This is a genomic window from Rhodoferax sp. (assembly GCF_013297935.1).
GTDB lineage: Bacteria > Pseudomonadota > Gammaproteobacteria > Burkholderiales > Burkholderiaceae_C > Allorhodoferax.
In genome coordinates this window covers 1-7,658 of the sequence record NZ_JAAFIX010000026.1, presented here as the reverse complement: position 1 = coordinate 7,658, position 7,658 = coordinate 1, and the positions used below count along the sequence as shown (strand labels likewise).

The window sequence follows — 7,658 nt, the reverse complement described above, 5'->3', positions numbered from 1 at the left end:
TGGGTAACGTGGTGCTCGGTCAGCCAGGTGCGGGCTTTTTTCACCGTGTCGCAGTTCGGAATGCCGTAAAGAATGGTCATCCCTCTATTGTGGCAGTGCATTGCCGGTGGGCGACAATGGCGCCCGCTATGGAACACACACCCTCCTCATCCACTCTGACCGCGCAATCCACCCTGGCCGACTGGCTGGCCTACATAGAGTCCATGCACCCCAAGGGCATCAACGGCATTGAGCTGGGCCTGGGCAAGGTGAAAGAGGTAGCCCAGCGCATGGGCCTGCGGTTTAACTGCCCGGTGTTTACCGTGGCGGGCACCAACGGCAAGGGCTCCACCTGCGCCATGCTGGAGAGCGTTCTGGGGCAGGCCGGTTACAAGACCGGTGTCTACACCTCGCCCCATCTGGTGCACTTTGAAGAGCGCATGCGGCTCTTGGGTGAGGCAGCACCTGCTACTAAATTTGTAGCTGCTTTCGCAGAGGTGGAGAGGGCTAGAGGCCAAAATGGCTCTGAAATAACGCTCACCTACTTCGAATTCACCACCTTGGCCATTTTGTGGGCGCTGTCGCAAGAGGGGCTGGACGCCGTGATTCTGGAAGTCGGCCTGGGCGGGCGGCTGGACGCGGTCAACATTGTCGACACCGACTGCGCCATCATCACCAGCATCGACCTCGACCACATGGAGCTGCTGGGCAACGACCGCGAGACCATTGGCTTTGAGAAAGCCGGCATCATGCGCACCGGCCGGCCGGTGGTGGTGAGCGACCCGGTGCCGCCGCAAAGCGTGCTGGACCGCGCGCTGGAGATAGGTGCCGACCTGTGGCAAGTGGGCACGGATTTCAATGTGTCCGGCGACAAGCAGCAGTGGGGCTGGGCCGGGCGCGGGCGCCGTTACAGCGGCTTAGCCTATCCGGCGCTGCGGGGTGCGAACCAGCTCGTCAACGCCTCGGGCGTGCTGGCGGCTTTAACGGCCATGCGCGAGCAGCTGCCGGTCACCGCACAAGCGGTGCGCAACGGGCTGGCGTTTGTGGAGCTGCCCGGGCGGTTTCAAATCATTCCCGGCCAGCCCAGCCTGGTGTTGGATGTGGCGCACAACCCGCATTCGGTGGCGGCGCTGGCTGCCAACTTGGACGCCATGGGCTTTTTCCCCACCACCCACGCTATTTTTGGTGCCATGGCCGACAAAGACCTGGCGCCCATGCTGGCCAAGGTCGGCCCCATGATCGACCGCTGGTATTTCACTGACCTGCCCAGCCCGCGTGCCGCCAGCGGTGCCAGCCTGCAAGCCCAGTGGGCGGCCCAAAACACCCGCAAAGATGCATCGGCCACGACCCATGCCGACCCCATGCAAGCGTTGGATGCCGCCATAGCCGCGGCAGACCCCGCTGATAGAATTGTGGTCTTTGGGTCGTTCTACACCGTGGGCGGCGTTCTGCAACAGGGCACCCCACGCCTGCAAGCCAAACATCTGAACCCTTAAGTCTTCCCTCCCATGGCCTTTTTCAAGTTTCGCAAAGGTGGCGACGAGCAGCCCACCCCTCCTACCGCGTCGGAAAGCCTCGAGGCCATGCGCAGGCGGGCGCGCCACCGCTTGGTGGGCGCTGCCGTGCTGGTGGCGATAGGTGTGGTGGGGTTTCCGCTGCTGTTTGACAGCCAGCCGCGCCCGATTGCGGTAGATATTCCGATCGACATCCCCGACAAAGGCAAAGTGCGCCCCTTGGGTGCGCCTGCATTGCCACCGGCCACCCAAGCCAGCGGCGTGGTGATCGAAGAGCGCGAAGAGCCCACCCCCAAAGTAGCGCTGTCCGAAACTAAGGCCTCCGCAATCAAGCCTGAAGCCAAGCCGGAGCCCAAAGCCGAGCCGAAGGTAGAGCCCAAACCTGCGGTCAAGCCGGTTGACAAGCCCTCGGACAAACCCGCCGACAAGCCGGTGGCTAAAGTTCCCGAGAAAGCGCCTGAAAATGCGGCTGACAAAACAGCCGACAAGGCTGCCAGCCAAGCCGCAGAGGCTGCGAAAGCCCAGGCCTTGCTGGACGGCAAAGCTCCCGCCAAGCCGGCGGACAAGTCCGCAGACAAAAAAGCTGCGGCGGCAGACACAGGGCGCTTTGTGGTGCAGGTGGGGGCTTACAACGAGCCTGCCAAATTGCAAGAGGCGCGTAGCAAGGTCGAAAAAGCCGGTTTCAAGACCTACACGCAAGTGGTGGGGGCCAAAGACAGCCAGCGCACCCGGGTGCGTATCGGGCCTTTTGCGACCAAGGCTGACGCCCAGAAAGCAGCCGACAAGATTAAAAAGCTGAGCCTGCCTGCGGCCATTCTGGAACTGTAAAGCGACCCCGGCATGCCCACCGTGGACTGGATTTTTCTGGCGGTATTGCTGCTATCCCTGATCGTCGGGGCGTGGCGGGGCTTGGTGTTTGAGGTGCTGTCGGTGCTGAGCTGGGCAGTGGCTTTTGTGCTGGCCCAGTGGTTTGCGCCGGATGTGGCGGCCCACCTGTCTATGGCGGGCGCCGGTGAGCCTATCCGTTATGCGGCGGGCTTTGTGGTGGTGTTTGTGGCGGCTATTTTTGCAGGAGGGCTGGTGGCCTTTCTGCTGAAAAAATTAGTGGCGGCGGTGGGGCTGCGCCCGGCCGATCGCCTGCTCGGTGCGGGGTTCGGGCTGGTGCGCGGTGTGTTGCTGTTGTTGGCAGTCACCGTGGTGGTGGGCATGACGCCCCTGCACACCAGCACCTGGTGGTCAGAAGCCACCGGCCCCCATGTCACCGGCATGGTGCTCAAGGGCTTGAAGCCCTTGTTACCGCAAGATTTCGGCAAGTATTTACCTGAGTGAGTGAAACCCTATGTGTGGAATTGTTGGCGTTGTTAGCAACGCACCTGTGAACCAGTTGATCTATGACGCGCTGTTGCTTCTGCAGCACCGTGGCCAGGACGCAGCCGGCATCGTGACCCAGCAGGACCGCAAGTTCTTCATGCACAAGGCCAAGGGCATGGTGAAAGATGTGTTCCGCACCCGCAACATGCGCTCTCTGGTGGGCAACTCCGGCCTGGGCCAGGTGCGCTACCCCACAGCGGGCAATGCGTTCAGCGAAGAAGAGGCGCAGCCTTTTTATGTGAACGCGCCTTTCGGCATTGTGCTGGTGCACAACGGCAACCTGACCAACGCCAAGACACTCAAGACCGAGCTGTTCAACCTGGACCACCGCCATATCAACACCGAGAGCGACTCTGAAGTTTTGCTCAACGTGCTGGCCCACGAAATCGAGGTATCCACCCGCGGCCTGCCGCTGCAGCCGCAGGATTTGTTCACGGCGGTAGCCCGCGTGCACAAGCGCATCAAGGGTTCTTACGCGGTCATTTGCCACATTGCCGGTCACGGTTTGCTGGCGTTCCGCGACCCGTATGGCATCCGCCCGCTTTGCCTTGGCAAGGGCGCTGATGGCACCCATATGGTGGCCAGCGAGTCAGTAGTGCTCGAAGGCACCAACCACCAGTTTGTGCGCGATGTGCAGCCCGGCGAAGCTGTGTTTATTGCCCTGGATGGATCGGTCCACAGCCAGCAATGCGCCGACAACGCGCAGCTCATGCCCTGCATTTTTGAGTTTGTGTACCTGGCCCGCCCCGATTCGGTGATGGACGGCATTTCGGTCTACCAAGCGCGTTTGAACCTGGGCGAGACCTTGGCCAAGCGGGTGGTCTCCACCGTGCCGCCCAGTGAAATCGATGTGGTGATCCCCATCCCCGAATCCAGCCGCCCGAGTGCTGCGCAGCTGGCCCAGTTGCTGGGCTTGCCCTACCGCGAAGGGTTTGTGAAAAACCGCTACGTCGGTCGCACCTTCATCATGCCGGGGCAGGGCGTTCGCAAGAAGTCGGTGCGCCAGAAGCTCAACGTGATTGCCAGCGAATTCAAGGGCCGCAACGTGCTGCTGGTCGACGACTCGATTGTACGTGGCACCACCTCCAAAGAAATCGTGCAAATGGCCCGCGATGCCGGCGCCCGCAAGGTGTACATGGCTAGCGCTGCGCCGCCCGTGCGATACCCCAATGTCTACGGCATCGACATGCCCACCAGCAAGGAACTGGTGGCCTACAACCGCACCGTGGAAGAAGTGCGCGAAATCATTGGCTGCGATGCCCTGATTTACCAGGACGTGGACGGCATGAAGAAGGCGATCGGTGCGCTGGGTAAAAACCTGGCGGGCTTTGATGCCTCGTGTTTCGACGGGGTGTATGTCACTGGCGATATATCTTCTGACGACATTGCGCGCCTGAACGAAAACCGCGTGGGCGTCGAAGAAGGGCAGGAAGACACCTCCCGCCTTGCTTTGCCCAACCACGCTGACTGAACCATGAAGCAGACCCCCTTACCCGACGATTTGCACAGCGACACTCTGGCCGTCCGCGCGGCGCTGGAGCGCAGCCAGTACGGCGAGAACTCCGAGGCGCTATACCTCACCAGCGGCTATGTGCAAAACAATGCGGCCTCCAGCGCTGCACGCTTTGCCATGGAGGAAGAAGGCTTCACCTACTCCCGAGTGAGCAACCCGACCGTTACCAGCATGGAAATCCGGTTGGCGGCTTTGGAAGGCACGGAGGCAGCCATTGCCACGTCCTCCGGCATGTCGGCTATTTTGTTGCTGGGCATGGCCCTGCTCAAGGCGGGTGACCATGTCATTTGCTCGCAGTCGGTGTTTGGCTCGGTCATACCGATGTTCAGCCGCGAGTTCGCCAAGTTCGGGGTGGAAACCACGTTTGTGCCGCAAACCGACATCGCCGCGTGGAAGGCCGCAGTCCGCCCCACCACCAAGCTCTTGTTTGCCGAAACCCCGACCAACCCGCTGACCGAGGTGTGCGACATCCAGGCACTGGCTGATATTGCCCATGCCGCCGGTGCCCACCTGGCGGTAGATAACTGTTTTGCGACGCCGGTACTGCAGCGTCCGGTGACCATGGGGGCGGATTTCATCATCCACTCCGGCACTAAGTTTTTGGACGGGCAGGGGCGCGTCATGGCCGGTGCCATTTGCTGCACCCGCAAACAGCGTGACGAGTTGTTCTTGCCCGTGATCCGCACCTGCGGCATGGTGCTGGCGCCCTTCAATGCCTGGGTGTTGCTCAAGGGCATGGAGACGCTGGCCCTGCGCGTGAAGGCGCAGTCTGAGACCACCCTGGCGCTGGCCCGTTGGCTGGAGGCCCAGCCGCAGGTCGCCCGAGTCTATTACCCCGGTTTGGAGAGCCATCCGCAACATGCGCTGGCCATGCGGCAGCAGTCCGGTTGCGGTGGAGCAGTGTTGTCGTTTGAGGTGAAGGCTCCAGACGTTGAAACCGCGCGTAAAAACGCATTCCATGTGCTCGACAGCATGCAAGTGGTTTCACTGTGTACCAACCTTGGCGACACCAAAACCCTGGCGGCACACCCTGCCAGCACCTCGCACGGCCGCTTGTCGGAAGTGCAGCGCCAGGCGGCCGGTATCGGCCAGGGCCTGATTCGCGTGGCCGTCGGCCTGGACCATCTTCAAGACATCACCGCCGATCTGGCGCGTGGTTTGAACACCCTTTGATATGAGCAAAATTCGCACCCGCATTGCACCTTCGCCCACCGGTTTTCTGCACCTGGGCACCGCCCGCACCGCTTTGTATTCGTGGGCCTATGCCCGCCACTTCGGTGGGGAGTTTGTGCTGCGTATTGAAGACACCGACGTAGCGCGCTCCACCCAGGACTCGGTGGACCAGATTCTGGAATCCATGCGCTGGCTGGGCTTGGAGTACGACGAAGGCCCCGTGTACCAAATGCAGCGTCTGGACCGCTACAAGGCGGTGGTGGATCAGCTCATTGCGGAAGGCAAAGCCTACTACTGCTACAGCACCCCGGAAGAGCTCGACGCTGTTCGCGAGGCTAAAAAAGCCCGGGGCGAAAAAGCGCTGTACGACGGCACCTGGCGCCCCGCACCCGGCAAAACCTTGCCGGCTATTCCTGTGGGCGTGAAGCCGGTGGTGCGCTTTTGCAATCCGCCCGAGGGCGAGGTGACCTGGAACGACTTGGTCAAAGGCCCCATCACCATCAGCAACCGCGAGATCGACGACTTGATCATCGTGCGCACTGATGGCATTCCGACCTACAACTTCGCGGTGGTGGTGGACGACTGGGACATGCAAATCAGCCACGTCTTCCGTGGTGATGAGCACATCAACAACACGCCGTGGCAAATCAATATCTTCCGGGCGCTGGGCGCCACCTTGCCGGAGTTCGGCCACTGCCCGGTGATCTTGGGCGACGATGGTCAAAAGCTGTCTAAGCGCCGTGGCGCTGTCAGCGTTACCGCCTACGAAGAGGGCGGTTACCTGCCTGAAGCCATGTTGAACTACCTGGCCCGCTTGGGCTGGAGCCATGGTGACGAAGAGCTGTTCAGCCGCGAGCAGTTGGTCAGCTGGTTTGACGGTACCCACCTCAACAAGAGCCCTGCCCAATGGGACCCCGCCAAATTGTTGTGGGTGAATGCCCACTACATCAAGCAAGCCGACAACGCGCGTCTGGCGCCCCTGGTGGCCGTGCAGCTGGGAAAGCTGGGCGTTACGCTGCCGGACGATGTGGCCGCAAACCATTTGCCGCTGGTGTGCGGTTTGCTCAAGGACCGCTGCGACACCACGGTGGCGCTGGCCACATGGGCTGCCAAGTTTTATGCCGATGTGCAGGTCGATGCTGCCGAACTGGCGCAGCACGTGACCGATGCCGTCAAACCTGCGCTCGCCACACTGGCCGCTAAGTTGGCCGACTGCGCTTGGGACAAAGCCTCAATTGCCGCGGTGATTAAAGAGGTGTTGGCTGCGCACGGCCTCAAGATGCCGCAGCTGGCCATGCCCGTGCGCGTGCTGGTCATGGGCACGGCACAGACGCCTTCTTTGGATGCAGTGCTTGAATTGATCGGTAAAACAAAAGTTTTAGACAGACTTGCTAAAGCCTGAAAAACTTGTATATAATTTGAGGCTCGGAAGTTGATAACAAAGCTTAAGCAAAACTTAGCGATGTCATCATGAAATTGGGGGTATAGCTCAGCTGGGAGAGCGCTTGCATGGCATGCAAGAGGTCAGCGGTTCGATCCCGCTTACCTCCACCAATTCTTCTGAACGGATAAGTTCCAAGGTTTTGACCCTATCGTCTAGAGGCCTAGGACATCACCCTTTCACGGTGAGTACCGGGGTTCGAATCCCCGTAGGGTCGCCAAGTTTTATCGCAAGGTAAACGGCAACAAGTCGGTAACAGCTTCTGCAAGGGAGCGACTTGGTTCAGTGCTGCAAGGTGCTGTTCGAATGGTTACCGCTACCAGGAGTGGTAGTTCAGTTGGTTAGAATACCGGCCTGTCACGCCGGGGGTCGCGGGTTCGAGTCCCGTCCACTCCGCCAAATTTGAAAAGCCGTTGAGCAGTCAACGGCTTTTTTCTTGAAGAGTTTTCTAGGTTTTGACCCTATCGTCTAGAGGCCTAGGACATCACCCTTTCACGGTGAGTACCGGGGTTCGAATCCCCGTAGGGTCGCCAAGTTTTACCGCAAGGTAAACGGCAACAAGTCGGTAACAGCTTCTGCAAGGGAGCGACTTGGTTCAGTGCTGCAAGGTGCTGTTCGAATGGTTACCGCTACCAGGAGTGGTAGTTCAGTTGGTTAGAATACCGGC

At 60.5% G+C, this 7,658-nt stretch carries 6 protein-coding genes, 4 tRNA genes and 1 pseudogene; 10 read left to right on the top strand and 1 reads right to left on the bottom strand.

Annotated elements, in window-relative coordinates; translation table 11 throughout:
- Positions 1-80 (bottom strand): annotated as a pseudogene (locus QZW03_RS17290) (arsenate reductase); the annotation flags it as partial.
- 48 nt (positions 81-128) lie between these two features.
- Between QZW03_RS17290 and folC the strand changes: the two are divergent.
- The 10 genes from folC to QZW03_RS17240 all read left to right on the top strand — a co-directional run bounded on the left by folC (position 129) and on the right by QZW03_RS17240 (position 7,524).
- Complete coding sequence (gene folC, locus QZW03_RS17285; RefSeq protein WP_296511296.1) at positions 129-1,475, top strand: bifunctional tetrahydrofolate synthase/dihydrofolate synthase; 1,347 nt, start codon at positions 129-131, stop codon at positions 1,473-1,475.
- A 12-nt stretch (positions 1,476-1,487) separates the two neighbouring features.
- On the top strand, positions 1,488-2,321 hold the full coding sequence (locus tag QZW03_RS17280; RefSeq protein WP_296511295.1) for an SPOR domain-containing protein: 834 nt from the start codon (positions 1,488-1,490) through the stop codon (positions 2,319-2,321).
- Between the two features lie 12 nt (positions 2,322-2,333).
- Positions 2,334-2,822, top strand: a complete 489-nt coding sequence (locus QZW03_RS17275; protein ID WP_296511294.1) for a CvpA family protein — start codon at positions 2,334-2,336, stop codon at positions 2,820-2,822.
- Between the two features lie 10 nt (positions 2,823-2,832).
- Positions 2,833-4,335: an amidophosphoribosyltransferase gene (gene purF, locus QZW03_RS17270; RefSeq protein WP_296511293.1), complete on the top strand. Its 1,503-nt coding sequence runs from the start codon at positions 2,833-2,835 to the stop codon at positions 4,333-4,335.
- A 3-nt stretch (positions 4,336-4,338) separates the two neighbouring features.
- Positions 4,339-5,550 (top strand): O-succinylhomoserine sulfhydrylase, encoded by a 1,212-nt coding sequence (locus QZW03_RS17265; protein WP_296511292.1) that lies wholly within the window; start codon positions 4,339-4,341, stop codon positions 5,548-5,550.
- A 1-nt stretch (position 5,551) separates the two neighbouring features.
- Positions 5,552-6,952, top strand: a complete 1,401-nt coding sequence (gene gltX, locus QZW03_RS17260) for a glutamate--tRNA ligase (protein WP_296511291.1) — start codon at positions 5,552-5,554, stop codon at positions 6,950-6,952.
- 76 nt (positions 6,953-7,028) lie between these two features.
- A tRNA-Ala gene (locus QZW03_RS17255) sits at positions 7,029-7,104 on the top strand.
- A gap of 31 nt (positions 7,105-7,135) precedes the next feature.
- A tRNA-Glu gene (locus tag QZW03_RS17250) sits at positions 7,136-7,211 on the top strand.
- Positions 7,212-7,313: 102 nt separating this feature from the next.
- Positions 7,314-7,390 (top strand) — tRNA-Asp (locus QZW03_RS17245).
- Positions 7,391-7,448: 58 nt separating this feature from the next.
- A tRNA-Glu gene (locus QZW03_RS17240) sits at positions 7,449-7,524 on the top strand.
- Positions 7,525-7,658: the final 134 nt, after the last annotated feature.